At 71.2% G+C, this 24895-nt stretch carries 23 protein-coding genes; 13 read left to right on the forward strand and 10 right to left on the reverse strand.

The annotated features are described in order from the left end of the window. The first annotated feature begins 9 nt into the window (after positions 1–9). On the forward strand, positions 10–1305 hold the full coding sequence (locus FB381_RS01770) for an MFS transporter (protein WP_141778698.1): 1296 nt from the start codon (positions 10–12) through the stop codon (positions 1303–1305). Positions 1306–1312: 7 nt separating this feature from the next. Here the strand turns inward: FB381_RS01770 and FB381_RS01775 are convergent, their stop codons facing one another. Continuing rightward, positions 1313–3358, reverse strand: a complete 2046-nt coding sequence (locus FB381_RS01775) for an acyltransferase family protein (protein WP_141778699.1) — start codon at positions 3356–3358, stop codon at positions 1313–1315. Between the two features lie 116 nt (positions 3359–3474). Next, entirely contained in the window at positions 3475–4800 is a 1326-nt protein-coding gene (locus FB381_RS01780; RefSeq protein WP_141778700.1) for a D-arabinono-1,4-lactone oxidase, read from the reverse strand. 126 nt (positions 4801–4926) lie between these two features. On the opposite strand from FB381_RS01780, the gene FB381_RS01785 reads away from it, so the two are divergent. Together FB381_RS01785 and FB381_RS01790 are read left to right on the forward strand one after the other, a co-directional pair. Further along, a complete protein-coding gene (locus tag FB381_RS01785; protein ID WP_141778701.1) occupies positions 4927–6135 on the forward strand; it encodes an amino acid deaminase/aldolase in 1209 nt (402 codons plus the stop codon). A 116-nt stretch (positions 6136–6251) separates the two neighbouring features. After that, positions 6252–7475, forward strand: coding sequence for an alanine racemase (locus tag FB381_RS01790; RefSeq protein WP_141778702.1), 1224 nt, complete (start codon positions 6252–6254; stop codon positions 7473–7475). Here the strand turns inward: FB381_RS01790 and FB381_RS01795 are convergent. The 3 genes from FB381_RS01795 to FB381_RS01805 form a co-directional block, all read right to left on the reverse strand. After that, positions 7466–8395, reverse strand: a complete 930-nt coding sequence (locus FB381_RS01795; protein WP_141778703.1) for an endonuclease/exonuclease/phosphatase family protein — start codon at positions 8393–8395, stop codon at positions 7466–7468. The genes FB381_RS01790 and FB381_RS01795 overlap by 10 nt on opposite strands. 84 nt (positions 8396–8479) lie before the next feature. Next, on the reverse strand, positions 8480–9238 hold the full coding sequence (locus FB381_RS01800) for a hypothetical protein (protein WP_141778704.1): 759 nt from the start codon (positions 9236–9238) through the stop codon (positions 8480–8482). A gap of 96 nt (positions 9239–9334) precedes the next feature. Beyond that, positions 9335–9787: a carboxymuconolactone decarboxylase family protein gene (locus FB381_RS01805; RefSeq protein WP_141778705.1), complete on the reverse strand. Its 453-nt coding sequence runs from the start codon at positions 9785–9787 to the stop codon at positions 9335–9337. Positions 9788–9938: 151 nt separating this feature from the next. Here FB381_RS01805 and sigJ point away from each other — a divergent pair, with 151 nt between their 5' ends. Continuing rightward, on the forward strand, positions 9939–10838 hold the full coding sequence (gene sigJ / locus FB381_RS01810; protein WP_246087915.1) for an RNA polymerase sigma factor SigJ: 900 nt from the start codon (positions 9939–9941) through the stop codon (positions 10836–10838). A gap of 39 nt (positions 10839–10877) precedes the next feature. On the opposite strand, the gene FB381_RS01815 is transcribed toward sigJ, so the two are convergent. After that, positions 10878–11528: a maleylpyruvate isomerase family mycothiol-dependent enzyme gene (locus FB381_RS01815; RefSeq protein WP_211352301.1), complete on the reverse strand. Its 651-nt coding sequence runs from the start codon at positions 11526–11528 to the stop codon at positions 10878–10880. 130 nt (positions 11529–11658) lie between these two features. On the opposite strand from FB381_RS01815, the gene FB381_RS01820 reads away from it, so the two are divergent. Next, the gene (locus FB381_RS01820; protein ID WP_141778707.1) at positions 11659–12435 is read left to right on the forward strand and encodes an IclR family transcriptional regulator; all 777 of its coding nucleotides are present in this window, start codon (positions 11659–11661) and stop codon (positions 12433–12435) included. Between the two features lie 21 nt (positions 12436–12456). Here the strand turns inward: FB381_RS01820 and FB381_RS01825 are convergent, their stop codons facing one another. Further along, on the reverse strand, positions 12457–13374 hold the full coding sequence (locus FB381_RS01825; protein WP_141778708.1) for a hypothetical protein: 918 nt from the start codon (positions 13372–13374) through the stop codon (positions 12457–12459). 444 nt (positions 13375–13818) lie between these two features. Between FB381_RS01825 and FB381_RS01830 the strand changes: the two genes are divergently transcribed. After that, positions 13819–14691 carry a S1 family peptidase gene (locus FB381_RS01830; RefSeq protein ID WP_141778709.1) on the forward strand — a complete coding sequence of 291 codons (873 nt, stop codon included), beginning with the start codon at positions 13819–13821 and terminating at the stop codon, positions 14689–14691. A gap of 253 nt (positions 14692–14944) precedes the next feature. Next, positions 14945–15835: a S1 family peptidase gene (locus tag FB381_RS01835; RefSeq protein ID WP_141778710.1), complete on the forward strand. Its 891-nt coding sequence runs from the start codon at positions 14945–14947 to the stop codon at positions 15833–15835. A 13-nt stretch (positions 15836–15848) separates the two neighbouring features. Here the strand turns inward: FB381_RS01835 and FB381_RS01840 are convergent, their stop codons facing one another. After that, entirely contained in the window at positions 15849–17048 is a 1200-nt protein-coding gene (locus tag FB381_RS01840) for a glycosyltransferase (RefSeq protein ID WP_141778711.1), read from the reverse strand. 273 nt (positions 17049–17321) lie between these two features. On the opposite strand from FB381_RS01840, the gene FB381_RS01845 reads away from it, so the two are divergent. Further along, positions 17322–18164, forward strand: a complete 843-nt coding sequence (locus FB381_RS01845) for a hypothetical protein (RefSeq protein ID WP_141778712.1) — start codon at positions 17322–17324, stop codon at positions 18162–18164. Here the strand turns inward: FB381_RS01845 and FB381_RS01850 are convergent. Then, positions 18148–19104: a class I SAM-dependent methyltransferase gene (locus FB381_RS01850; RefSeq protein ID WP_170225028.1), complete on the reverse strand. Its 957-nt coding sequence runs from the start codon at positions 19102–19104 to the stop codon at positions 18148–18150. The two genes, FB381_RS01845 and FB381_RS01850, sit on opposite strands and share 17 nt — an antisense overlap. A gap of 34 nt (positions 19105–19138) precedes the next feature. Between FB381_RS01850 and FB381_RS01855 the strand changes: the two genes are divergently transcribed. Continuing rightward, positions 19139–19870: a Fic family protein gene (locus FB381_RS01855; RefSeq protein WP_141778713.1), complete on the forward strand. Its 732-nt coding sequence runs from the start codon at positions 19139–19141 to the stop codon at positions 19868–19870. A 293-nt stretch (positions 19871–20163) separates the two neighbouring features. Here FB381_RS01855 and FB381_RS01860 read toward each other — a convergent pair whose 3' ends face one another. Then, positions 20164–20958 carry an HAD family hydrolase gene (locus FB381_RS01860; protein WP_141778714.1) on the reverse strand — a complete coding sequence of 265 codons (795 nt, stop codon included), beginning with the start codon at positions 20956–20958 and terminating at the stop codon, positions 20164–20166. A 124-nt stretch (positions 20959–21082) separates the two neighbouring features. Between FB381_RS01860 and ssd the strand changes: the two genes are divergently transcribed. Genes ssd through FB381_RS01880 form a run of 4 tightly spaced genes read left to right on the forward strand, consistent with a single transcriptional unit; the run spans position 21083 to position 24787 of the window. Next, positions 21083–22138, forward strand: coding sequence for a septum site-determining protein Ssd (gene ssd / locus FB381_RS01865; RefSeq protein WP_141778715.1), 1056 nt, complete (start codon positions 21083–21085; stop codon positions 22136–22138). Then, the gene (locus FB381_RS01870) at positions 22135–23301 is read left to right on the forward strand and encodes a TadA family conjugal transfer-associated ATPase (RefSeq protein WP_141778716.1); all 1167 of its coding nucleotides are present in this window, start codon (positions 22135–22137) and stop codon (positions 23299–23301) included. Before ssd ends, FB381_RS01870 begins: the two co-directional genes overlap by 4 nt. Continuing rightward, the gene (locus FB381_RS01875; protein ID WP_141778717.1) at positions 23298–24071 is read left to right on the forward strand and encodes a type II secretion system F family protein; all 774 of its coding nucleotides are present in this window, start codon (positions 23298–23300) and stop codon (positions 24069–24071) included. Before FB381_RS01870 ends, FB381_RS01875 begins: the two co-directional genes overlap by 4 nt. Beyond that, positions 24068–24787, forward strand: coding sequence for a type II secretion system F family protein (locus FB381_RS01880; protein ID WP_141778718.1), 720 nt, complete (start codon positions 24068–24070; stop codon positions 24785–24787). Before FB381_RS01875 ends, FB381_RS01880 begins: the two co-directional genes overlap by 4 nt. Positions 24788–24895 lie beyond the last annotated feature (108 nt).

Here is a 24895-nt window from a genome sequence, read left to right on the forward strand (position 1 = left end):
GAATGAACCGTGCGATCTCCGTTCGGCTTCCTCCGCGGTCTGATCCCGCCGACGCCGTTGTCGCGTCGTCTGGCGACGCAGTCGTTGCTGTTCGCGGCGGGTGACGGCACGTTCACGACCGCGTCGGCGTTCTACCTGGTCGTGTTCGTGGGGCTGACCCCGGCGCAGATCGGCATCGGGCTGACGGTGGCCGGGATCGCCTCGTTCCTCACCGCCTATCCGATGGGGCGGCTGGCCGACAGGGTCGGCCCGCGGCGCATCTGGGCGATCAGCGCCGCCGGGAGCGCGGCCTCGTTCTCGCTGATGCCGTTCATCCACGGCTTCTGGGCCTATCTGGCGGTCGTCGTGGTCTTCGAGGTCGTCAACAACGCGGGCGGCGCGGGCCGCAACGCGTACGTCCTCGACGTCCTCCCGGAGAAGGAGCGGGTCCAGACCCAGGCGTTCATGTACTCGAGCCTCAACCTCGGGTTCACCGTCGGCGCCCTGATCGCCGGCGTCGCGCTCGCGCTGGACACCGACACCGTGCTCAAGTGGGGCGTGCCGTTCCTGGCCACCGCGGTCGGCGTGGCCAACGCCTTCTGGATCACCCGGCTGCCGAAGGCACCGCACGACGAACGTCGCGTGTCGGGCGAGGCCGCGATCGTGAAGGTCGGGCCGGGCGCGCTGCGCAACGTCGGCTGGCTGCTGGTCACCACGTTCACCGGCACGATGTGGACCAACCAGGTGCTGCTGCACACCGTGATTCCGCTGTGGCTGGTCGAATACACCGACTCCCCGCGCTGGCTGCTGGCCTGGCTCTTCGCGACCAACACCGTGCTCTGCATCGTGCTCCCGGCCTACACCTCCCAGGGGGTCCATCACGTCCGTGACGCGTTGCGGCGGGTGTGGTGGAGCAGCGGGTTCTTCGTGGCCGCGTGCGCGATCACCCTGTTCACCCACGACACCCGCGGGTTCCTCACCATCTTCCTGGTCTGGTTCGGCCATGTGGCCGTGACGGGCGCGGAGCTCGCGATCAGCTCGGCCTCCTGGGCCCTGCAGGCCGAGCTCATGGACCCCGACCGGCGAGGGGAGTACGAAGGCGTCGCCGGCATCGGCCGCCAGCTCGGCGGTGCGTGGGCGCCGGCGCTGTTCACCTTCCTCGCCATGGGCTGGCACCCCGACTTCTACCGCGGCGCCGGCTGGATCGTGATCGCCGCCATCATCGTCGCTGCCGCGGCCGCGATGGGCCCCTCGACGAAGATGGCCGTACGTTTCAAGCAGACCCACTTCCCGCGGGAAGAGGAGCCGGACCCGGCTGCGGTCTAGCGCGCCACTAGCGCAGGATCGCTGCGATCCGGTCGCCGAGATAGGGCGCGAGGGTGGCGGCGAAGAGCGGCGAGATGTGGAACCCGTCCTGGTAGACCTGCAGGTTGCCGACGACCGGCGAGCACGTCTTGTCGCCGCAGAAGTAGTCGGTCAGGTCGATGTGATGGGCGTTCGGTGTCAGCCGGGTGGCGCCGGCGCTGCCGTCGTCGAGCACGACCCGTCGCCTGGAGCGGTCGCACGTCGACTCCGCCGCGAGCCCCGCCTGGTCGATGCACGGCTGCACGACCCGCGCGAACCGCGTCGTGTCGCCTTCGAAGATGGGGCTGTCCTGGATCGCGATCACCGGCACCGCCGGGTCGGGGCGGGTCGCCCAGGCCTCCGCGAGGCCACGGCTGAGCGCCTCGCCGCCGCTCTCGTCACCGGAGGTCTCGACCGCGACCTGGCTGGAGTGGATGACGACGTAGGCGTCGATCTCCGACTTCGTGGAGATATACGCCGCGAGCTTCTCCTTCCACTGCCCGCACAGCTCCAGGCTCGACCGGGGTGGGCCGACGCGGTCGCGCGCGTTCCAGTGGCAGCCGGCTCGTCCGGCCACGTCGATGCGCCAGCCGCGCTGCTCGGCGATCTCCCGGTAGGCGGGCACGAGCTGGTTGTTGTGGGAGTCGCCGATCGCGAGGAGGTGGCGTGAGTAGCCGCGGGTCGGTCCGAGCGTGCACACCTTGAACTGCACCGGCCGCTCCTTGTTGGACCAGCAGCCCGACCCGTCGGGTGCCTCGTAGGCGAGCTGGGCGTCCAGCAGGCTGTCCGGTGCCTGGCAGCCCTCGGTGGCGGGGTCCATCGCGGCGGCGCCGATGCAACCGGCGTACTTCTCCGCGGTGCGCATCGCGGCGGCCTTGGCTACGGCGTCGCGATGCTCCACCTCGACGGCGCCGGCGAGGGTCGCGCCGGCGACGACGGCCATCGCGACGGCGGCGGCCGCCAGCCGCGGCAGTCCGGCGAAGGACGGGTCGAGGCGCGCGGCGGGCTTCTCGACGTAGCGATGCGTGAGCCACGCCAGCACCGTCGAGCTGGGGAGCACGACCAGCGCCGCGAGGAGTCCGATGCTCGTGGTGTGGGTCCAGCTCAGCCAGGCGATCAGCAGGGGCCAGTGCCACAGGTAGAGCGGGAAGGAGATGTCGGCGACGAACCGCAGCGGCCCCATCGCCAGCGGACGCTGCGGACCCCAGCGCGCCTGCGATCCCGAGCCGAGCACGACGAGCAGCGCGCCGCCGACCGGCCACCACGCCCACGGCCCGGGGAACAGCGCGGCGCCGTCGAGCCAGAACCCTGAGCTCGCGACCATCGCCAGCCCGGCCCAGGCGAGCGCCGGGCGCACCGCGTCGGGCGGACGCAGACGGTCGAGCCCGAGCGCGAGCAGCGCTCCGACCCCGAGCTCCCAGAAGCGCGCCAAGGTGTGGAAGTAGGCCACCTGCTGGTCGGCGGCGCCGAGCCGCCAGGCGAGCACGAACGACGCGACCGTCGCCACCGCCACGACGACCGCCAGCATCTGGGGGAGCCGTCGCCGCGCCAGCCACCAGATCGCCAGCACGACCAGCGGCCACACCAGCAGGAACTGTCCCTGCACGGCCAGCGACCAGAAGTGCTGCAGCGGGCTCGCGCTCGGCCCGGCCGCCCCGTAGGTCAGCTGCGTGCGGATCATCTCCCAGTTGAGGACGTACGCCGCCGACGCAGCGATCTCCCGCAGCGTCGAGCCCCACACCGACCGCGGCATGACCGCCACCATCAGCGCTGCCGTGCCGGCCAGCACGACCAGGGTGGGCGCCGAGAGGCGCAGGAAGGTGCGTCCGTAGTGGTCGGCCAGGTGCAGCTCTCCGGCCGCGACGCGGCGTACGAGCGACCGGGTGACCAAGAACCCGGTCAGCGCGAGGAAGACGTCGACCCCGCCCGAGACCCGACCGTGCCCGAAGAGGTGGAAGACCACCACGAGCGCCAGCGCCAGCCCCCGCAGTCCGTGGATCTCGGCGATGCGCTGAGTCGGGGGCGGCTGCGGCATCGGGTCAGGCTAGGTCGGCCTGGTGACTCCCGGGAGACGCCCAGATGAAGCCGAGTCGGCTCGTTAGAACGAGCCGACTCGGCGGGGGTTTCGGTCAGGATGCGCCGACTCGATGGTCAGGAGCCGAGCACCTGCTCGAGATAGGGGTTGCCGAAGGTGCGCGCGGGGTCGAGCTTGTCGCGCAGGGCGACGAAGTCGCCGAACCTCGGATAGCGCTCGGCCAGGTCGGCGGCGGAGAGCGTGTGCATCTTGCCCCAGTGCGGTCGGCCACCGACCTCGTCCGCGATCCGTTCGAAGGCGGCGAAGTACTCCTCCCGCCACGGCGACGACGGCGCGGTGTGGATGGCGATGTAGACGTTCTCGCGCTCGAACCCGGTGGAGAGCGGGATGTCGTCGGCGCCAGCGACGCGCACCTCGACCGGGAAGGAGATGTTCCACGACGACGCCTCGACGGCACGCTGGAGCGAGGCCAGCACCTCCATGCCCGCGGCCCGCGGCACGGCGTACTCGCTCTCCACGAACCTCACCTTCCGCTGCGAGGTGAAGACGCGGTGGGAGATGTCGGTGAACTCGCGCGGCGAGAGCGCGGAGGCGGCGACGCGGGCCAACGGCTTCACCAGGCCCGGCGCCCGCAGCCCGAGGCCGACCGTCGCCCCGAAGACGGTGTTGGAGAGCAGCTCGTCGTCGACCCAGCCGCGCACCCGCGGCACCGGCGCCAGCGGCGTCTCCGGCAGCGGCAGCCGGGTGTTGTGCTTGGTCAGCACCCGGGTGGTGTGCGGGAACCAGTAGAACTCGAAGTGGTCGGTCTCGCTCGCATGCGACTCGAACGAGGCCATCACCTCGGCGAGCTCGCCGTTGCCCTCGCGGGCGCGCAGGGCGAACAGCGGCTCGGTCTGCAGCGTCACCTCGACGACGATCCCGAGCGCGCCCAGCCCCACGCGGGCCAGGTCGAAGATCTCGGGGTTCTCCGACGCGGAGCACGCGACCACGGAGCCGTCGGCGAGCAGCAGCCGCAGGCCGCGTACCTGGGTCGCCAGGCCACCGAAGCGCGCGCCGGTGCCGTGGGTGCCGGTCGAGATCGCCCCGGCGATCGACTGCTCCTCGATGTCGCCGAGGTTGGTCATCGACAGCCCGAGCGCCTCCAGCGCCCGGTTGAGCCGCTTGAGCCGGGTGCCGCCGCGCACGGTCACCAACCCGGTCGTCGAGTCGGCGCGGACGATCCCGGAGATCCGGTCGAGGCTGACCTGCACGTCGACCGGCGAGGCGATCGCGGTGAACGAGTGGCCCGCGCCGACCGGCTTCACCTTCCGCCCGGCCTCGGCTGCCGCCACGACGACGGCCGCCAGCTCCGCCTCGTCGCGAGGCACGACGACCTCGATCTCACCGACCTGCTGGTTGCCCGCCCAGTTCTGCCAGCCCTGCTCGTTCTGCGGCTCGTTCACGCGGCAAGGGTGTCGGCTCGGACGCGTCCGGTCAACGCCTGCGTCCAGATCCGTCGGACCGCGCGACGGAACAGTTGCCCACCCACCGTTGACGCGAGTGCCATGAGGGGCATAGACACTGGCCTCGTGGTTACGACATCCCACCATCTCTCCGCTCAGCAGCACGATCGTCTCGACCGGGCGACCGCCGGACTCGACGGCCCTGTCGGGGCGGTCGACCTGGCGGCGTTCGACGCCAACGCCGACGACCTCGTACGCCGGGCCGCGGGCACTCCGATCCGGGTGGCGAGCAAGTCCGTACGCTGCCGTGCGCTGCTCGACCGGGTGCTCGCCCGCGAGGGATACGAGGGGATCCTGGCGTTCACGCTGTCCGAGGCGCTGTGGCTGGCCGAGACCCACTACGACATCGTGATCGGCTACCCGACCGCCGAGCGGGCGGCGCTCGCGGCGCTCGCCGGCGACGAGGAGAAGCTCGCCCGGATCACGCTGATGGTCGACAGCGCCGAGGGGCTGTCGCTGCTCAAGTCGGCGATCGGCACCCCGGCCGCCCCCGTACGTGTCGCCCTCGACCTCGACGCGGCGCTGGTCATCGCCCGGCGCATCTGGCTCGGCCCGCGCCGCTCCCCGGTGCGCACGCCCGAGGATGCCGTCGCCCTGGCCCGGCTGGTCACCGAGGATCCGGACTTCGAGCTGGTCGGTCTGATGGCCTACGAGGGTCAGGTCGCCGGTCTGGTCGACCGCCCGCTCGGCGGCAACCCGCCCGCGCCCGTCATCCGCCGGATGAAGCGGGCCTCGGTCGCCGAGATCACCGAGCGTCGCGGGAAGGTGGTCGCGGCCGTTCGCTCGCTGGCCGACCTCGAGTTCGTCAACGGCGGCGGCACCGGCTCGATCGAGTCCACCCGCGCCGACCCGTCGGTGACCGAGATCGCGGCCGGGTCCGGGCTCTACGGCCCGACCCTCTTCGACCGTTACGACGGCTTCACACCGCACCCGGCGGCCTACTTCGGGCTGAGCGTCGTGCGCCGGCCCGCCCCCGGCATCGTCACCGTCGCCGGCGGCGGCTGGATCGCGTCGGGACCGGTCGGGCCCGACCGCGCGCCGAGCCCGACCTACCCCTTCGGGCTCGACTACGTCGGCACCGAGGGTGCCGGCGAGGTGCAGACCCCGCTGCGCGGGGCGGCGGCCGACACGCTCGCGATCGGTGACAAGGTGTGGTTCCGGCACGCGAAGGCGGGCGAGGTCTGCGAACGCCTCGACTCGCTCCACCTCGTCGAGAACGACGCCATCATCACCGTGGCGCCGACCTACCGGGGCGAGGGCAAGACCTTCATGTGAGCTTCCGGGCGCCCATGCCCATGTCCGTGCCGCTGCTCGGCGAGTTCACCGGCGAACCGGCAAAGTTCACCGGTTTCCGTCACCCCGGATGCTCGGCATCGGTAGTTTTACGGCCGATGGATGAGCAAGTGTGCTGGGCCGACAAGGGCTTCTGGGAGCCCGGAGAGCCCATCGACTCCACCACGTACGCAGCCTCCGGCCGCCACCTCTTCGACGGCTCGTTCACCTGGCCGGTGATGGTGCTCAAGAGCGGCGCGCTGGACCACAACGTCGTGACCCTCGCCGGGTTCGCCGACGAGCACGGTCTGCTGCTCGCTCCGCACGGCAAGACCACGATGGCGCCGTCGCTCTATCAGCAGCAGCTCGACGCCGGCGCCTGGGCGATCACGGTGGCCTCGCCGAGCCAGGCGCTGGTCGCTCGCCGGGCCGGCGTACGCCGTGTCCTGGTCGCCAACGAGATCCTCGACCACAGCGCGCTGAGCTGGGTTGCCTCCGAGCGGGCCGCCGACCCGGAGTTCCTCCACCTGCACCTGGTCGACTCGGTCGAGGGGGTCGAGGCTGCCGCCGAGGCCTCCGCCCTGGTGGGCGTCGAGGACCGGCCGCTGTCGGTGCTGATCGACCTGGGCTTCGTGGGCGGACGCACGGGATGCCGGTCGGTCGAGGAGGCGCTCGAGCTCGGTCGGGTCGTGGCCTCCACGTCCGGGGTGTTCCTGGCGGGTGTGGCCGGATACGAGGGCGGGCTGAAGACGGTCGAGGCCGCCGGTGGCTATTTCGACGACCTCAGACGGCTCGCCTCGACGCTGTTCACCGAGGGCCTGGTCGCCGCCGACGCGATCGTCTCCGCGGGCGGCAGCGCCTTCTTCGACGTACTGGCCGAGCGTTGGTCGACGGGCTGGCCGGCCGAGATGACCCCTCGCAAGGTGCTGCGCAGCGGGGCGTACGTCTCCCACGACCACGGCACCTACACCGACAAGACGCCCTACAACCGCATCGAGGGCAGCCTCGAGCCAGCTCTCGAGATCTGGGCCCAGGTGGTCTCGGCGCCCGAGCCCGGGCTGGTGATCGTCGGGATGGGCAAGCGTGACGCGCCCTACGACAGCGGCCAGCCGATCCCGTTGGCGGTGCGCCGTAACGGCCACGACCGCGCCGAGCCGCTCGAGGGAGCGGTCGAGAAGATGGACGACCAGCACGCCTATCTGCACACCGACGCCGGCCTGCGCCCCGGCGACCTGGTCGCCTTCGGCATCTCGCACCCGTGCACGGCGTTCGACAAGTGGCGGCTGATCCCCGTCGTCGACGGCGACTATGTGGTGACCGACCTGGTGCGCACCTACTTCTGAGCAGTCCTCGGAAGCGGTTGGCCGCCGGCGGGAATCTGCATCCTGACCTGGTAGAACGCGCCGTGGTCGGTGGCTCGCCGCGCCGACGGGCCGGAGTAGGCGCGGTAGCGGTCCGGGCGCAGCGAGGGGTCGAGGAAGGTCTGGTCGATCGGTGCCCGCCCGAAGGTGTTGCACGTCTCGTGCGTGGCGAGCGGGCTGATCAGCCCGGTCTCGGGCGAGGTGAGGTCGCACAGGATGTCGTTGCGCTGGTTGAAGTCGCCCGCGACGATCATCGGCACCTCGGATCGCGCGACGATGCTCTTGACGATCTGCGCGTCGATCTGCCGCCACTTCTTCTGGTTGGGAGCCGAGGGGATCGACGCCGGGAAGTGCACGGGGAGCACCCCGACCCGTCGCCCGGTGGCACGCTCCTCCAGCACCACGACCGGGGCCGTGACCCGGGCGCCGTGCCGGTAGTACATGGTCACGGGGTCCCTGCTGACCAGCCGAAACACCGAGCGGCGGTAGAAGACCGCGTCGTCGGTGGCGTCGGGCGTGGAGATCAACGCGTACTCGCGGCCGTATCGCTCGAAGGTGGCCCGTTGCGGTGCCTCCACCTCGGCGAGCACACCGAAGTCGACGAGCGTACGCCGCAGATGACCGACCACGATCCGCATCCGCGGCACCCCGTCGAGCCTGCCGGCGGCAGAGCCGCCGGGCGCCGTGTGGTGGTCGGCCCAGGCGTTGAGCCAGGCGAACCGCTGGAAGCCGGGACGGACGGGGTCGGCCTGGGCGACCTTGATCGTCGGGCCGGCGGTGGCGGTCGTCGGGGCGAGGAGGCTCGAGGCGACGGCGACGATGCCGCACAGTGCGACCGCGGGCACGACCGCGCGCAGCAGCTTCGCCGACGCGGGACCCGAGAAGAGTGCGTTGGGGGACACGCCTACCGACGGTATGGGCGTGCCGTGTGCGCTGAGCCAAACGCTCTCTAATACTCAGAAACCTCGGGTGAACGCCTAGATCATCTAGAGGTCCATGAACCCCAGCGCGGCCGCGATGTCGGCGGTGCCGTAGTGGAGGAACTCGTCGGCGGTCTTCTCGGTGACGCCCTTCTGCGCGGTCACGAACCCGACCACGACAGCCTTGGACGAGTCTTTGGCCACCCACTTGCCGATCACGTCGTCCGCGATGAGGCTGCCGGTCGGCAGGTCGAAGTCGGTCTCCTTCGCCGACGTGGCGGCTGCGCTGGCGGCCGCGTCGCTGTCGAAGACGTAGATGATCCGGAGCAGCCGCAGCTTGCCGCCCTCGGCGTCGTGGATCCCCATCGCGGCGTAGCGGCAGCCCTTCTTCTCCAGGGCGGCCGAGGCGATCGGCCCGCAGTCCGGGTAGTCCTTCGCGGCAACGTACGTCGCGTCCATCTGCACGTCGCCGAGCTTGAAGTTCCACTCGCCCGCGAAGAGGTCGTCGGCCAAGCCTCCGGGGTCGGGGGTGGAGCTGCCGGCCGACGGTGACGGCGAGGTGGGCGGGGACGACGCGGTCGCCGGGGCCGGGCCGGCGCTCGGGTCGTCCGAGCCGCGGAGGAGGACGATCCCGGCGGTGACGATCGCGGCGAGGACCAGCACGACCGCCAGCGCGCCGAGGCCGATGACGAGCGCCCACGGCCCGCCGGGGCGTGCGTACGAACTTTCGTTCGCCGAGCCACCGCCCTGGGGGTCCGGTGCGGGTGGCAACGCCCCGTACCCCTCCGGCGGCGGAGGTGGCGGGTGCTGCGGAGGTGTCGTCATCGGTCCCCTGCCGAGTAGAGATCGTGCCCTCACAGATTGCCACACCGGCCGCCGCCGCCCGGCCGGAACAGCCGTTCGGGGGAGGTCGTCAGATCGTCACGGCGCGACGGGGTAGTGGCTGGCGATCGCGATCCGGTTCCAGGCGTTGATCGAGATCGCGACCCAGGTGAGGGCGGCGATCTGCTTGTCGTCGAGGATGCTCTCGACATCGACGCCGGGGGAGGCGGCGGTGTGCAGGTCGCCGATGCGGGTGATCTGCTCGGCGATGGTGAGCGCGGCCTGCTCCTCGGGCGTGAAGTACTGCGACTCCCACCAGGCGGCGACGACGGCGAGCCGCTCGGCCGTCTCACCGTTCTTGATGGCGTCCTGGGTGTGCATGCGCAGGCAGAAGGCGCAGCCGTTGAGCTGAGAGGCGCGCAGCTTCACGAGGTCGACGGCGAGCCGGTCGAGACCCGCAGCGGTGATGGCCTCCTCGACAGCCTCCTCGACCGCCATCTGGGCCTTGTAGGCGGCGGGGAAGAGCTTGGTGACGTTGACGTTGGCGAGCATCGGGATCCTTCGGTGACGGGCCCGCCATGTCGCGGGCACTCACCTGATTGACGAGATGTCGCCGATGAATGTGAGGTCGCCGCCTCACATTCCTGACGTCTGGCTCGTCACACTCGTGTGAACCGCGCAGCGAGGTGCCAGGATGCCTGACATGGACGACCTGGATGAGGTGATCGTCGAGCGGCGCCGCCTGATCGCGCTGGCCTACCGTCTCCTCGGCACGGTCGAGGAGGCCGAGGACGCGGTCCAGGAGACGTACGTCCGGTGGTATCGCCTCACCGATGCCGAGCGGTCCGCGATCGATAATCCCGCCGGCTGGCTCAGCCGCGTCACGAGCCGGATCTGTCTCGACGCGCTCAAGTCCGCACGCGTGCGGAGGGAGCAGTACGTCGGTCCGTGGCTGCCCGAGCCGACCCGACCCGGCTTCCTGGCGGCTCCCGGCAGCCCCGCGGGGGCGACGGAGCCGACCGACCCCGCCGACCGCGTGACCCTGGACGACACGGTCAGCACGGCTCTCCTCGTCGTGCTGGATGCGATGACGCCTGCCGAGCGGGTCGCGTTCGTGCTCCATGACGTCTTCGCCGTGCCGTTCGGCGACGTCGCCACGGTCGTGGGCCGCAGCCCGGCCGCGGTCCGCCAGCTCGCGACCTCGGCCAGGCGGCGGGTGGCCGACCAGCGTCTCGGCATCGCGGCGCTGCCGGAGCACGACGATGTCGTGCGTGCCTTCGTCTCGGCGACCGCCGGCGGTGACCTCGGCCGGCTGGTGACGCTGCTGGACCCTTCGGTCACGCTGCGCTCCGACGGCGGTGGGCGGGTCAGCGCGGCCCTCAACCCGATCGAAGGGCCGCAGAAGGTGGCGCGGTTCCTGGTCGGCGTGCTCAGGAAGCGGCCGACGTGGGCGATCCGCACCGAGCCCACCGCCGACGGCCTCGGGTTCACGTTGGTCGAGGACGCCACTCACCACGGCGTCGCCAACCTCCGGGTCGTCGACGGCCGCGTCACCGACGTCTGGATCGTCCTCAACCCGGACAAGCTCGGCGGCTGGCGCTAGCCGCCGACCGCCGGCCGGCCCGGCCTCACGAACCCGGCCTCACAACCAAGGCCCGAGCTCGGGTGCGTCCGCGATGCCGTGCGGACGCCCGGCGAGCCAGGCGGTGACGTCGGGGAGCGACCCGGACACGGCGCGCAGGTCGTCCTCGGAGAGGCCACGCTTCACGCGGATCTCGTCGGCGAGGGCGGTCAGGAAGTCGTCGGGCAGGTCGGCGAAGCCGAGACCGGTGCCGAGGTCGACGGCGTGCACGAACACCTCACGTGCGCGCATCCACGGCACGTCGCTCGCCTGCCGGGTGACGCCCTGCGCGGTGATCACCTCGTGCTGCCACTGCTGCGGGGTGAGCCGGTCGAAGGCGCCCTCGAGCGCGGTGGCGCCGCGGGCGTACCAGGTCAGCAGCTCGTCGGCCGGGAGCGTCGCGGCCCGCTCGATGTCGGCGTTGCGCTGCTCGGTGGAGGCGTACATCCGCTTCTCGATCCCGGTCTCGGCCCAGGAGATCAGGTTGCCGAGGGCATCGGCGTTGGCGGCGACGTGGCCGACGACGTGCTTGCGCGTCCAGCCGGGCAGCTGCGAGCCGGCTGCGATGCCGGAGGCGTCGAGCTGCTCGATGGCCGTGGTCAGCATCGCGGTGCCGTCGGTGGCCCAGCGGCGGCTGTCGTCGAACGTACGCATCGGGTTGTTCGTGGTCATGGGCACAGGTTCCCCTGCCGGGCGGCGCAGGACAACCATTCATTTCGATGAACGCCGCAGGCGGCTGGGCCAATCTGCTGCGGCGCCGAGCGATAGGTGCTTTGTTATGGGGTGATCAGAAAGAGGTGGGATGGACAAGCCGCTCAAGACCCGGCCCCCGTACGCGATCACCAGCGTCGACCACGCGCTCCAGCTGGCGGCGATCCTTCAGCTCGAAGGCCGGCTCACGGTCTCGGAGGCGGCTGTGCGGCTCGATGTCGCCCGCTCGACCGCCCATCGCCTGCTCGCGATGCTCGTCTACCGCGACTTCGCGGTGCAGGACGACGACAAGGGCTATCGAGCCGGGCCGGTGCTGGAGCTCGCCGCCCACTCGCGTTCGACCGCCGCCCGGCTGCGCCAGGTCGCGCTGCCCCACCTGCAACGACTGGTCGACCTGCTCGGTGAGTCGGCCAACGTCGCCGTGCGCACGGGCGACACCTGCCGGTTCATCGCCTCCATCGAGTCGCCGCAGTCGCTCAAGGTCGGCTCCCGGGAGGGCATGGTCTTCCCGGCCCACCGCACCACCGCCGGTCTCCTGCTCCTCGCCCAGATCTCCGAGCCCGAGATCGCCTCGATCTACAGCAAGGAGCGGTACGCCGACCACCCCGGCGACCGCCCGGACCTCGACACGCTGCGCACCGAGCTGGATCGAGTACGCCGCAACGGCTTCGCCTTCAACGACGGCCGCTCCGAGCGCGGTGTCTTCGCCATCGGTGTGCCCGTCCACGGCGCCGGGGGAGACGTCGTCGCCGGGATGTCGGTCTCCATGCCCAGCGTGCGTTTCGACAAGGAGTCGCTGCCGGCCCTGGTCGCCAGCCTGACCTCTGCCGCCTCGGCCATGGAGCGCGACCTGGCCGGGCACCACTAGGCCGGCACCACCAGGCCGGGCTCACATCCGGAAGAGGATCTCCGCGCCGAGGTCGGTGTTGCCGTAGGAGGTGTACTCCTTGCCGGTGTCGACGGCGATCTGGTCGTTGGCGGTGACCATCGTGTAGACGACGTACTTGCCGTAGTCCTTCACCTTGAACCAGCCCTGGGTGTAACCCGGCAGCGAGGCCTCCGGGGGCGGAGTCACGTCGGCCGGCTCCATCTTCTTGGCGGCCTTCCCGGCCTTCTCGACGCTGCCGAAGTCGTAGACGAAGTGGGTCATCCGCAGGTTGGCGTGCTGAGCCTTGTAGGAGACCCGGACCGCGTAGTGGCAGCCCATCTTCCGGATCGGTGCCTTCAGGGTCGCCTTGCAGCCGGCGTAGTCCTTGCCGTCGAGATAGCGCGCCTTCAGGGTCACCTCGCCGTAGGTGAACTCCCAGGGGCGGGGAGCGTCGGCCTCGGAGACGCGCTCGGGGCCGACCGTCGACTGGGCGGGCGGGCTGCTGGGGCCCTCGCTGCCGTCGGGGGCGGCCGTGCCGGGCCAGCCGGGCATGCCGCTGGACTCGCTGCGTACGTCGGAGCTCCCGCTGCCCGGGGAGGCGGCGTCGGAGGACGGGGCCTGGCTCGGCGACGAGGAGTCGCTGGTGGTCGGCACGCCGGCGGTGTTGGTGGCGTCCCTGTCGGAGAGGTTGTCCTTGAAGAGGGCGAAGACGATCACGCCGCACGCGGCGACGAGACCGAGCGAGATCGCGATGGTGAGTGCTTGGCGCAGCGGGCCGATCCGCCCGCGCTCCTTGCGTGCGTTGAACTCCGGCCGGTTGCCGCTCTCCGCGGACAGCCCGATCAAGCGCTCGTTGTAGTCGAACGGCGCAGGCTGCTTCTGCGGCTCCTCGTCAGGCGCGCCCGGACCGGGGGCGCCTGAGGGCGGCGGATACGGCATGGGGTTTGTCTACCACCTATCGGAGGTCGCCACGCCGAAGGCGTGGAAGACGGAGGAGTTCGCGCTCGAATCCCCCTGATCGAGCGGCGCGTGTCAGCAGTTCTGGCGGCCCGTCCGAGACGGACGAACGCTCATACCTAGGGTACGCGGCCCCCGAGCTCGTGCTCCACAACTTGCCCAATCTCGATGGAATGCGTTCGGTGTGCCGCAGCGGGCGACGCAGCTTGTTCCGGTCCTGTTCCGACGCCTGTCTCGCGTGTTGCTGCATTGCACAGACCCGAAGAACGTGTCTCTGCAATGCAGATTCTTGGGGTGGGGAATGAGGTGCGGTCGCGAGGAAAGAACACGAAACTCAGTTACCCGGCACCGGTAACGCCACGAGACCCGTGGCTTCGGCGCCAGGCCCGCAACCCAGCGGGTGTTCCCCACGAAAGAGGAGACGCCATGAAGTTCAACAGCTCCATCCTCCGTCCCCGCGCCGTTGCTGCCGCCGCGGCCGGTCTCGGTCTGGCCGCATCCGCAGCCATCGCCCTGCCTGCTGCCGCCGCCGACGCCGAGTTCAGCAAGTCGGAGGTCGCTTCGGTCAAGTCGGCCGTGGCCGAGTCCGCACCCGTCGGCTCGTCCTGGTACACCGACCCGGCCACCAACAAGGTGGTCATGACCGTCGACGAGACCGTCTCCGACTCGGAGATCTCCCGGGTCAAGGGTGCTGCCGCCGAGAAGACCAGCCAGGGCGACCAGGCCGTGACCGTCAAGCACGTCAAGGGCGAGTTCACCCCGCTCATCGGTGCCGGCGACGCGATCTACGGCGGCGGCTCGCGCTGCTCGCTCGGCTTCAACGTCAAGGTCGGCGGCGCCGACGCCTTCCTGACCGCCGGCCACTGCGGCAACGCCGTCTCGGACTGGTACGCCGACTCCGGTAACAGCGAGTTCCTCGGCTCCACCGACGGCTCGAGCTTCCCGGGTGACGACTACGCACTCGTCCGCTACGACTCCAGCGTCTCCAAGGAGGGCGGCTTCACCGCCGGCGAGGCCTCCGTCGGCCAGAGCGTCACCCGCGACGGCTCCACCACCGGCGTCCACACCGGCACCGTGACCGCTCTCGACGCGACCGTCCGTTACGCCGAGGGCACCGTCAGCGGCCTGATCCAGACCGACGTGTGCGCCGAGCCCGGTGACTCCGGCGGCGCCCTCTACTCCGGCTCCACCGCGCTGGGCCTGACCTCGGGCGGCAGCGGCGACTGCACCTCCGGTGGCCAGACCTTCTTCCAGCCGGTCACCGAGGCGCTCAGCGCCTACGGCGCCACGATCTACTGATCACCAGCTGCTGATCTGACCCCCACAGACTGATCGACAGCGCGTACGCCGTGGGGCGAGGTGGTCTGGACCACTTTGCCTCGCGGCGTACGTAATTTCGTCGGGTTGCGAATATTTCCTTCATACGACTGGCCGTGGAGGTGTCGGCAACGACATACTCCACGGGAGGTTGTGTTCGGGCACATCACGGTGGTCGTGCACTCTTGGCGTGCGCTACCGGGGCGCGCGCCTGGTTTCGTTCCAGGAGGAGCACATGAGGTCCACCCGATTTCGCGCCCGCATCGCCGCGGCAGCCTTCGGGCTCGGTCTGATCGTCGCCGGTGCCACGCCGGCGATCGCCGCGCCCGCGCCCGCCGCCGACGAGCCGGATCGGTCGAAGGTCAGCCCCAGGGCGCTCGCCGCGGTGCACTCGGCCGTCGACTCCGCGATCAACGGGTCGGCCGTCTCCGGCATCGCCTGGTATACCGACCAGGCCACCGGCAAGGTCGTCGTGACCGCCGACTCCACCGTCACCGAGTCTCTGCTCGGCAAGGTCACCCGGGCCGTCGGCGTCGACCCGGCGCTGCTCAGCGTGAAGCACGTCAAGGGCGAGTTCAGGCCGCTGATGGGTGCCGGCGACGCGATCTACGGCGCCGGCTACCGGTGCTCGCTGGGCTTCAACGTACGCAGCGGCGGCACGTACTACTTCCTGACCGCCGGTCACTGTGGAGACCGGGCGGAGAACTGGTACACCAACTCCGGCCAGACCACGCGGATCGGGCCGACCGCGAAGTCGAGCTTCCCCGGCAACGACTACGCGCTGGTGCGCTACGACAACACCTCGCTGACCCACTCCGGCGGCTACTCCGCGGGCGATGCCCACGTGGGTCAGCACGTCACCCGCGACGGCTCGTCGTCCGGCACCCACTCCGGCACCGTCAAGGCGCTCAACGTCTCGGTCAAGTACAAGGGGTCCGGCACCGTGCGCGGCATGATCCAGACCAACATCTGCGCCGAGTCGGGCGACTCCGGCGGACCGCTCTACGACGGCTCGACCGCGCTCGGCATCACCTCGGGCGGGTCCGGCGACTGCTCCTCCGGCGGCACCACCTTCTTCCAGCCCGTGCGCGAGGCGCTCGACGCCTACGGCGTGAACATCTACTGAGCCGCCGCGGCCCTCAGACGGCGAGCGGCACGGAGGCCGACCCGGCGCAGACCTGGACCAGCTGCGCGTAGGCGTCGAAGAGCCGCTGCTCGGAGAGGCGTCGGCGCTCGCGGAAGATGCGTTCGAAGTGCTCCTCGCGCTGCGCGAAGGCGGCCTTCCACGACTCGGCCGTCTCGGCGGGGTCGAAGCTCGAGACCAGGCGGGCGTCGCCGACCATCGCGGGGGCGTCGCCGACCGGCGTGGTCACCGGCACCGCGCCGCAGGCCATGCCCTCGAGCAGGCACAGCGGAGCGGCCTCGCCGAACGCCGAGGTGAGCGTGATCAGGTCGGCCGCGTTGTAGAGCGCCGCCATCTGGCTCTGGATCCCGAGGGCGTGCAGGTTGGTCTCCAAGGCCGACCAGCTGCCGAGCTCACCGGTGACCAGCTCGGCGAACGCGGGGTTGTCGCGGGTCATCCCGGCTCCGCACATGACCAGATGGGCGTCGGGATGCTCCTGCACGAACCGGCGTGCGGCGCGCACGAAGAGCGGCACGTTCTTCATCTCGTCGAAGCGCGCGGCGATCATCACGACCGGCTCGTCGCCGCCCACGCCGAGCTCGGCCCGCTTGCCCGCACGCAGCTCGGGGTCGGTGCGGAACCTGTCGAGGTCGACGCCGTTCGGGAAGACGGGCAGCCGCTCGAGCGGGATCCCGGTGGCCTGGTGGTAGGCCAGCTGCGTCGACTCCGCGCAGCAGACCGCAGCCGTCAGCAGGCCGGCGCGGTCGAGGTCGATCAGCTCCTGTACGCCGGCGCCCTGGTGCTCGGGGTCGGAGCGGTGCAGGCAGGTGATCAGCGGGGTGCCCGAGGTGCCGACCCTCCCGAGCACGGTGAGCGGCTGCTCCTTGAGGGAGAGGACGACGTCGGCCTTCGCCACCGACTGCGCCACCCGCTTGAGCTGGCTGGTGGTGATGGGCCCGCTCGGCGTACGCCTCAAGGCTCTGACGGGCACGCCGGCCGCGGTCAGGCGGCGATAGGAGCTGTCGGACGAGATCCGCTGGGCGGTGAACTCGCGCTGCACGCGGTCGCTCAGGCTCAGCACCGTGTGGTGCTGAGGCGTGGTGGCGTCGAGCGCGCGCACCACTGCGGTGTGCAGGATCCGGGCGCCGCCGGCGAAGAAACCTTCGTAGAGGGAGAGGACGGACGGGCCGTCCTCGAGGTATGCCACGTTCGACATGTCGACCTCACTTTTCCGCGGGAGCGTCGGCCCGAGCGGTGATGGTGGTGGGGCTACGGCAGAGATATGCGGCTCTGCTGGACGCTAACCCGCGTGACGGGCCTCTCCCAAGGGATCTTCCTGCTCCGGCGGGGGATTTCACGTGATCGTCATCTTCGCGGTATCCGCGGCCGACCGAGCCGGCGATGGAGGCGATGATCGGGTGGCGCGGGTCTCGGACTCGCTGGCGGATTCTGGAGCGACGGGCGTCGGATCCCGATACCTTCGTCAACCATGACGACCGAGGTCACGACGTACCGTTATGTCCGATTCGCCCTGTGCTGCCTGCTCGCGGGGCTGGCGATCTCGGTGGCGGCCGAGACGATCACCAGCGGTGAGTGGCAGACGTCGATCTCGTCCTACTACTACACCGCCGCGGGCCCGGTCTTCACCGCCGGACTGTGCGCGATGGGCGTGTGCCTGGTGGTGCTGCGCGGCTACACCGACGCGGAGGACACCGCGCTCAACCTGGCCGGCCTCTCGGCTCCGATGGTGGGCTTCGTGCCCACGCCGGAGGTCGGTGAGGCGGTCGACAAGGCGGCGATCGTCAACAACGCCTGGAGCTATCTCGCGGTGATGGCGATCGGGTGGGCGGTCGTGCTCGTCTTCGGGATGCGCAGGCGTGGTGGCGGCGGGTCCTGGCCCTCGCGCTGGGTGGTGATCGGCCTGGTGTCGATCGCCGGAGCCTGGGCCGTCGGCGTGGCCTGGCTGCTGATCGACCAGGACAGCTTCGCCTCGAAGGCGCACGGGCTCGCGGCCGTGTTCACCTTCGCCCCGTTCGCGCTCGCCGTCGTGCTCAACACCGACTGGGGCGTCCGCAAGATCGCGCGGGAGGCCGACAAGGCGCGTACGCGGCTGGACAAGACCTACTGGACGCTGGTCGGCGCGATGGCCGTGCTGCTCGTCGCCGGACTGCTGCTCGGCGTCGTCGGCTGGGACTACTGGCTGCTGGCGACCGAGGTCTCGCTGCTGGCCTGCTTCACGATCTTCTGGGTCGTGCAGAGCTTCGACCTGATGGACCCGGAGCGCGACCGGATGACCACGCGCCCGGGAGACCCGGTCACCGGAAGTCGATGAGCAGGTCGTCGTCGCCGTTGTCCGGGTCGGTGACGACCCGGGGGAGGCGTACGGCGGTGTCGGTGCGCTTGGCGAGCGGCACCTCCGGGCTCGGCTCCTGACCCCGGTCGTCGGCGCTGGTGGTGCTGCTGGCGGTGCCGGTGGTCTCGTGGGCGCCGGCGGTCTCGTCGGTCTCCGCGGAGTGCTGGTGCGTGAGCTGGGCGTGGGGCAGGACCTGGCTGCGCCAGGCGCGGCAGTTGTAGGGCAGCTGCATGCCGTCCATGCCCCGGCCGTAGTCGTCGTAGAAGGCGAGCACCTCACGCCGCTTCTGGTCCTGGGCCTCCGGCGCGAGCGTGGCGATGTTGGAGCGCGAGAGCACCAGATCCTGGATCGACTGGCGGTCGACGACCTGCCAGTGACGGAACGTCTGCGTCTCGACGGCCGAGAACATCCCGGAGTCGTCGAGGATCCCGGTCGGGTCGAAGTCGCCCTCCTGCTTGCCGATCAGCCTGCCGAGCTTGCGCACCCACGGGATGCGCTCGTCGCGCTCGTTCTGGATCACGGCGAGCCGTCCGTCCGTACGCAACACCCGCCCGATCTCGGAGAGAGCCTTGGCGTGGTCGAACCAGTGGAAGGCCTGACCGACGATGACGACGTCGTAGAGACCGTCGCCGGTCGGGATCTGCTCGGCCGTGCCGCTGGTGGCGCGCACGTCGGGCAGCTTGCCCGAGAGGATGTCGAGCATCGCGTCGTCGGGGTCGGTCGCGAAGACGTCGTGGCCGAGCTCGACCAGCACCTCGGTCAGCTTGCCGGTGCCCGCGCCGAGCTCCAGCACGGAGCACGGCTCCGCGCCGACCAGCCACGTGACCGCGTCCTTCGGGTAGGACGGTCGGCCGCGGTCATAGCTGTCCGCCACGCTGCCGAAGGAGCGTGCCGGATCGGGGCTGGCTGGGTCGGTCATCTCGGTCAGGGTAACGCGCGCTTAAGGTTGACACGTGAAGGACGATCCGCTGGCCCGGTTGGTGTCGCTCGAAGGTGTGGCCTCTGGCTTCGCCGCAGCCCGTGACGGCATCGATGTCATGCTGCGTGACCGAGGTCTGCGGCGTACGTCGCCGGAGACCACGGCCGAGTCGCTGCTGCGTGGCGCGCACGCCTCCGCAGTGCTGGAGGGTTCCGGGTCGTCGCTGGGTGAGGTGCGCGAGTCCGGCGGCGACGAGATCGCTCAGGACGCGGTGCGGCTCTCGACCGAGCTGCTCTCGCTCGCGCCGGTCGTGAAGCAGACGCCGTTGCAGGCGTTCGCGCGGATGCACGCGCTCGCGGCGGGTGGCTCGTTGTCGCCCGAGGAGCTCGGTCGGCCGCGGTCTGCCGAGGCCTCTGCCCGGCTCCGGCGGCTCGCCGATCTGCTGTTGGCCCCGACCTCGGCGCCGGCGCTGGTGGTGGCTGCGTTCGTGCACGCCGACCTGGCCACGGCTGCTCCGTTCGCGTCCCACAACGGGCTGGTCGCGCGGGCCGCCGAGCGGCTGGTGCTGGTCGCGCGCGGTGTCGACGAGAAGTCGCTGGTCGTGCCGGAGGCCGGCCACCTGGCCCTGCGCGCGGCCTACGAGTCGAACCTGCGTGGCTTCCGTGAGGGCAGGCAGGCGGGCGCGCACTCGTGGCTGCTCTATGCGGCCGAGGCGTACGCTGCCGGGGCCGAGGCCTCGCCGTTGCGGCTGGACGCCGCCGAGTAGGCACACAAGAAGGTGGCACCCGGTGGGTTGTGATCACCGGATGCCACCGCGTACACGAGGTGCCTTTCGGTTACCAAGCGTGCAAGGTCTGGTCACTGCGTCGGGATGTCTCCCCGGCTACAGCACCCCATCAGATGGGTGGATCGCCGCGTGGGTGCCTGGCATTCGTATACGTCTTGTTACACCTCTGTTTGTACGCCGGTTAGCGACCGGATTCAAGGCTGGAATTTCTGCAGGATGAAGAGGATGATGGCGCCCCTGCAGAACGGCTCGGGATCGGTCGGCGCGGTCGTTCAGGCGCCGAGGCGACGGCGCTTCGTGCCGGCCCAGATGACGCCGCCGGCGATCGCGACGGCACCGCCGACGGCCAGCGCGGCCAGCGTCGGGGTCGACGGGGTGAGCACCCGGCTGCGCAGCGCGACCGGCTTGTCGAAGACCAGGATCTCCCAGCCGCGCTCCTTGGCGACCTTGCGGAGATCCTTGTCGGGGTTGACCGCGAACGCGTGACCGACCTCCTCCAGCATGGGGGTGTCGGTGACGGAGTCGGAGTAGGCGTAGGACTCGTCGAGGTCGTAGCCGAAGCGCTCGGCGAGCTCTTGGACCGCGCGCGCCTTCTCCTCGCGGTAGGCGTAGAGCGCGATCTCGCCGGTGTAGCGACCGTCGGCGATCTCCATCTGGGTGGCGACGACGCGGTCGGCGCCGAGCATCGCACCGATCGGCTCGACGAGCTCGGTGCCCGAGGCCGAGACGATGATGACGTCGTGGCCCTGGGCGTGGTGCTCCTCGATGAGCTGCACGGCCTCCTCGTAGACGAGGGGGTCGACGACGTTGTGGAGGGTGTCCTTGACGATCGCCTTCACGGTGGCGACGTCCCAGCCGGTGACCATCTCGGAGAGCGCCTTGCGCATCTTCTCCATCTGGTCGTGGTCGGCCCCGCCGACGGTGTAGACGAACTGGGAGTAGGCCGAGCGGATCATGGCCGCGCGGGTGATCAGACCGCCGGCCTGGAAGTGCTTGGAGAACGCAAGCGTGCTCGACTTCGCGATGATCGTCTTGTCGAGGTCGAAGAACGCAGCGACGCGTGTCATGCGGACATCGTAGACGCCCGCTGGGCAGGCCGTTCACCGTCCACAGGGTGGGTTCGGGACAGCGTTATCCACAGCCTCCGGATTTGCGGGTGGAATTGTCGGTGCCGCGGCGGATGCTGCTGGCATGACCTCAGAACCGCTCGTCATCACCTCAGACTCGCTGCTCGCCGCGGAGGCCGCCCGGCTCGCCGCCGCATCCGGTGTCACCGTCGAGGAATGCCCCGCCGCCGTCGACGCGTTGCGGCGCTGGCAGAGATCGCCGCTGATCCTCGTCGGCACCGATCTGCTGGTCGAGCTGGCCTCGTTGCGACCTCCACGACGAGACGGTGTCTACGTCGTGGGCTGGGGCCAGGCGGGCGAGCCCGCGCTTCGGGCCGCCCTCGAGGTGGGTGCCGAGACGATGTTGGAGCTGCCGTCCGCGGAGTCGGTGGTCTCCGGGCTGCTCGCCGACGTGAGCGACGGCGAAGGCGGTGACGGGCTCGTCATCGGAGTGCTGGCCGGCTCGGGAGGAGCGGGCGCGACGACGTACGCCGCGGCGCTGGCCAGTCTGGGCGCCGAGCGTGGGTCGACCCTGCTGGTCGATGCCGACCGGCTCGGGCCCGGCGCGGGTCGTGTGCTCGGGCTCGAGGATCTGCCCGGTGTGACCTGGGGCGATCTCGGGCAGACGGCCGGGCGGCTGGGGGCCCGGGCGCTGCGCGAGGCGGTGCCGCACGTCGGCTCGCTGGGGCTGCTGGGCTGGCCCGTCGGCGATGCGTCGGCGCCGCAGCCGGAGGTCGTGCGCGAGGTGCTCGCTGCCGCGCGACGGGGTCACGACCTCGTCGTCGTCGATCTGCCCCGTGAGTCGGACTCCGCCACCGAGGCGCTCGTGACGGGGTGCGACCTGGTGCTCATCGTCGTCCGCGCCAACGTCACCGGCACCGCGTCGGCCGCGCGGTTGGTCGCGCGCCTGCCCGAGCGCGACCGCCTCAGCGTGGTCGTCCGTGGTCGTGCGGCCGAGCCCGAGGCCGTCGGACGCGCCCTGGGGCTCCCCGTCGCTGCCTCGATGGGTGACCAGCGCGGCCTCTCCGAGGCGATCGACCTGGGCCTGGGCCCGATCCGCTCCCGACGAGCGCCGCTCGCGCGTGCCGCCGCCGAGGTGCTCACCCGCTGCCGGGTGCGCGCGGGGGCGATGGCGGCATGAGCGAGCGGGTCGATGTCGCGCCGCAGGTCGTCGACCTGGTCCGCGACCACCTGGCGCGTACGCCGGGCGAGCTCACCCCGCACCGCGTGCAGCAGGCGCTGCGGGCCGAGGGCCGGATCGTCGGCGACGCGACCGTGCTCGCGGTCTTCGAGATGCTTCGCCGAGATGTGGTCGGAGCGGGCCCGCTCGAGCCGTTGCTGCGGCTGCCCGGCGTGACCGATGTGCTCGTCAACGGGCCAGACCAGGTCTTCGTCGACCGTGGCTCGGGGCTGGAGCCTGTTCCGGTCACGTTCCCCGACGACGACGCGGTGCGGAGGCTGGCCCAGCGGCTCGCCGCCGGAGCCGGCCGCCGCCTCGACGATGCCTCGCCCTACGTCGACCTGCGGTTGGGCGACGGCAGCCGGTTCCACGCGGTGCTGGCGCCGTTGGCGCGGCCGGGCACGGTGATCTCGCTGCGGGTGCCCTCGGCGCGTGCGTTCACGCTCGACGAGCTGGAGTCCTCCGAGATGGTCGTCCCCGAGGTGGCCGATCTGCTGCGCCGACTGGTGCGGGCGAGGTCGGCGTTTCTGGTCTCCGGGGGCACCGGGTCCGGCAAGACGACGCTGCTGGCGTCGCTGCTCTCGTTGGTGCCGCCCGAGGAGCGGCTGGTGCTGGTGGAGGACGCCTCCGAGCTGCGTCCGGACCATCCCCACGTGGTCGGCCTCGAGGCGCGCCCGGCAAATATCGAGGCGGCCGGCGCCGTCGAGCTTCACACGCTGGTGCGACAAGCGCTCCGGATGCGCCCCGACCGGCTGGTCGTGGGCGAGGTGCGTGGCGCCGAGGTGGTCGATCTCCTGGCGGCGTTGAACACCGGCCACGAGGGCGGCTGCGGCACGCTGCATGCCAACTCCGCGGCCGACGTCCCGGCGCGGGTCGAGGCGCTGGCGCTGGCGGCCGGTCTCGGGCGCGACGCGGCCCACAGCCAGTTCGCCTCCGGGGTGGACGTGGTGGTGCACCTGCGCAGACGAGACGGGCGGCGGGTGCTGACCGAGGTCGCCGTGCCACGCCGTGACGCCGACGGGTTCGTGCGGATGGAGACCGCCTGCTCGGTCGATGTCGACGGGCGGGTCGTCGCAGGTCCGGCCGCCGACCGGCTCGAGGCGCTGCTGGGAGCGGGCCGATGAGCGGCCTGAGCCTCGGGCTGGTCGCCTGCCTGGCAGGTGCGGCGGTGGCGCTGATGCTTCGTACGCTGGCCCCGGTCGGCCGGCAGGCGCGCGCATGGCGGCTGCCGCGATGGTCCCTGCTCCTCGCCGCCCTGATCCCCATCGTCTTCCCGGGCAAGACGGTCGTCGCGGCTGTCTTGCTCGGGATCGCCACGTTCGGCGGGGTCGCCCTGTGGCGACGCCGTTGCGAGCGGATCGAGGCGGGGCGTACGGCCACCCGAGTCGTGGAGGCCTGCGAGCAGATGGCGGCCGAGCTCGCCGCCGGCCACCCGCCCGGGCCGGCGCTGTCGCAGCTCGCCGAGGAGTGGCCGGTGGTCGAGCCGGTCGCGGAGGCGCAGCGGATGGGGGCCGACGTCCCGGCTGCCTGGCGGGAGGTTGCCCAGGCGCCGGGAGCGGGTTCGCTGCGGGTGGTCGCGGCCGCCTGGCAGATCGCTCATCAGACCGGCAGCGGTCTCGCGGACGCACTCGACCGGGTGGCGTTGGACCTGCGCGCGGCGGCCGCCACCCAGCGCGTGGTCGACGGCGAGCTCGGCTCGGCCCGCTCGACGGCCCGCCTGATCGCGGCGTTGCCGGTGGCGGCCCTGGCGATGGGCAGCGGAGTCGGCGGTGACCCGGTGGCGTTCCTGTTCGGGTCGCCTGTGGGTCTCGCCTGCCTCGGTCTGGGGCTGCTGCTCGGGTGGATGGGGCTGTGGTGGATCGAGGGCATCGCGCGCGGGGTGGAGGCCCGATGAGCTTATGGGTCGCCGCCGTCACGCTCGGCTTGGCCGCGGCGTTGCTGCCTGCGCCGACCATGCAGCTGCCTGGCGCGGCCGTCGCTGCTGCCCAGGATCCGAGCCGTCCTGGCGGCTGGATGATGCGGTGGCGGCTGCTGCTGGGTCTTCTTGCTGCCGGGGCCGTCTACTCCTTCGTGGGCGGCGTCGCCGGCGCAGTGCTCGCTGCCCCGGCGGGGATCACCTGCTGGCTGGTCATCGGACGGGTCGAGCCTGCCGACGTCCGTCACGAGCGAGAGGCGGCGAAGGCTGACCTGCCTGCTCTCGTCCGCCTGCTCTCCGCCGCGCTCGCCTCGGGCGCCGCGCCCGCCGAGGCGCTGGTGGCAGTAGCCGCCGCACTGCCCGGGCCTGCCGCCGAGCGCCTGCTCCCGGCGGCATCTCGACTACGTCTGGGTGCTGACCCGGAGAAGACGTGGCGCGGGCTGGTCGACGACCCCGCGCTGGCCCCGCTGGGGCGCGCGCTGGCCCGGGCGCAGGCGAGCGGTGCTCCGGTCGCGACGACCGTCGAGCGCCTCGCCGACGACCTCACCAGAAACGCGCGCGCGGAGGTCGAGGACCGCGCCCGTGCCGTCGGCGTCAAGGCCGCCGTGCCCCTCGGCCTCTGCCTCCTCCCCGCCTTCCTGCTTCTCGGTGTGGTCCCCGTCGTCGGCGGCCTCCTCTCCAACCTCGGTATCTGACCGGACCCGCTGCCGAGAGGTCACCCCCGCACGTCGAGACGTCACCCCCACGGGGTCGAGAGGTCACTTCTGCAGGTCGAGTGGGCAATGCATTGCCCACTCGACCTG

Source organism: Nocardioides albertanoniae (genome assembly GCF_006716315.1).
GTDB classification, from domain to species: domain Bacteria; phylum Actinomycetota; class Actinomycetes; order Propionibacteriales; family Nocardioidaceae; genus Nocardioides; species Nocardioides albertanoniae.

Coding starts and splice junctions, on each gene's coding strand:
- sigJ (WP_246087915.1), top strand. CDS start 9,939: ATGGACGACCTGGATGAGGTGATCGTCGAGCGGCGCCGCCTGATCGCG.
- FB381_RS01850 (WP_170225028.1), bottom strand. CDS start 19,104: ATGACCGACCCAGCCAGCCCCGATCCGGCACGCTCCTTCGGCAGCGTG.
- FB381_RS01800 (WP_141778704.1), bottom strand. CDS start 9,238: ATGACGACACCTCCGCAGCACCCGCCACCTCCGCCGCCGGAGGGGTAC.
- FB381_RS01880 (WP_141778718.1), top strand. CDS start 24,068: ATGAGCTTATGGGTCGCCGCCGTCACGCTCGGCTTGGCCGCGGCGTTG.
- FB381_RS01830 (WP_141778709.1), top strand. CDS start 13,819: ATGAAGTTCAACAGCTCCATCCTCCGTCCCCGCGCCGTTGCTGCCGCC.
- FB381_RS01805 (WP_141778705.1), bottom strand. CDS start 9,787: ATGCTCGCCAACGTCAACGTCACCAAGCTCTTCCCCGCCGCCTACAAG.
- FB381_RS01870 (WP_141778716.1), top strand. CDS start 22,135: ATGAGCGAGCGGGTCGATGTCGCGCCGCAGGTCGTCGACCTGGTCCGC.
- FB381_RS01820 (WP_141778707.1), top strand. CDS start 11,659: ATGGACAAGCCGCTCAAGACCCGGCCCCCGTACGCGATCACCAGCGTC.
- FB381_RS01815 (WP_211352301.1), bottom strand. CDS start 11,528: ATGACCACGAACAACCCGATGCGTACGTTCGACGACAGCCGCCGCTGG.
- FB381_RS01825 (WP_141778708.1), bottom strand. CDS start 13,374: ATGCCGTATCCGCCGCCCTCAGGCGCCCCCGGTCCGGGCGCGCCTGAC.
- FB381_RS01790 (WP_141778702.1), top strand. CDS start 6,252: ATGGATGAGCAAGTGTGCTGGGCCGACAAGGGCTTCTGGGAGCCCGGA.
- FB381_RS01875 (WP_141778717.1), top strand. CDS start 23,298: ATGAGCGGCCTGAGCCTCGGGCTGGTCGCCTGCCTGGCAGGTGCGGCG.
- ssd (WP_141778715.1), top strand. CDS start 21,083: ATGACCTCAGAACCGCTCGTCATCACCTCAGACTCGCTGCTCGCCGCG.
- FB381_RS01840 (WP_141778711.1), bottom strand. CDS start 17,048: ATGTCGAACGTGGCATACCTCGAGGACGGCCCGTCCGTCCTCTCCCTC.
- FB381_RS01845 (WP_141778712.1), top strand. CDS start 17,322: ATGACGACCGAGGTCACGACGTACCGTTATGTCCGATTCGCCCTGTGC.
- FB381_RS01835 (WP_141778710.1), top strand. CDS start 14,945: ATGAGGTCCACCCGATTTCGCGCCCGCATCGCCGCGGCAGCCTTCGGG.
- FB381_RS01775 (WP_141778699.1), bottom strand. CDS start 3,358: ATGCCGCAGCCGCCCCCGACTCAGCGCATCGCCGAGATCCACGGACTG.
- FB381_RS01860 (WP_141778714.1), bottom strand. CDS start 20,958: ATGACACGCGTCGCTGCGTTCTTCGACCTCGACAAGACGATCATCGCG.